Genomic DNA, 537 nt, shown 5'->3' with positions numbered 1-537 from the left:
CTTGATTTTCATGAGGATTCAGCTCAATTGAGAACGCCCTCTAGGTCAGCGAAACCAACCGCGTTCGGGCGCTCGACGCCTCCGTCGACACACTCGACCTGCCAGCGTTGGGGTTTACCCATGCGACGGGTGAGCTCACGCCCGGTCAGCCGGCATTCGATCCTGCCGTGGCCTCTGGCTCCCACGCTCCAGCGTGGGAGCAAATCCAGACGCTCCAGCGTCATGAAATCTTGGCCGCTGGAGCGGCCACAACGGCATTCCCACGCTGGAGCGTGGGAACGAGCCACGCCGCGAAACACGCTTGGAAGGCATCCGCTGACAACCGCGCCATCACCCAACCGAGACAGTCGGCGGAGGGAATCCCGTTAGGGTAGGGCAAGAACCGACGTCACCACGCCAGCTTAGCGCACCCGAACATATGGATACTTTTCCAGCCTTCGGCTCCGCTGACCACCGCACAAACACACAACAGCAAAATTTCCTCCACATTGTAGCGTTTGTTCTTTTCTGAACGCGGATCCCGAACCGCCGAAAAGT

General features: G+C 59.6%; 1 protein-coding gene and 1 pseudogene. Both read right to left on the bottom strand.

Going from position 1 to position 537, the window contains the following annotated elements:
• Positions 1-23: 23 nt before the first annotated feature.
• Entirely contained in the window at positions 24-224 is a 201-nt protein-coding gene (locus tag BQ17_RS17750; RefSeq protein WP_089729380.1) for a hypothetical protein, read from the bottom strand.
• A pseudogene (locus tag BQ17_RS23795) lies at positions 221-537 on the bottom strand (ISAs1 family transposase); the annotation flags it as partial. The gene BQ17_RS17750 and the pseudogene BQ17_RS23795, both read right to left, overlap by 4 nt.

The organism is Candidatus Thiosymbion oneisti (assembly GCF_900092655.1).
In the GTDB taxonomy this organism is placed as follows: domain Bacteria; phylum Pseudomonadota; class Gammaproteobacteria; order Chromatiales; family Chromatiaceae; genus Thiosymbion; species Thiosymbion oneisti.
Note: the sequence above shows the minus strand (reverse complement) of the source record. Positions and strands in the feature narration are given on the sequence as shown.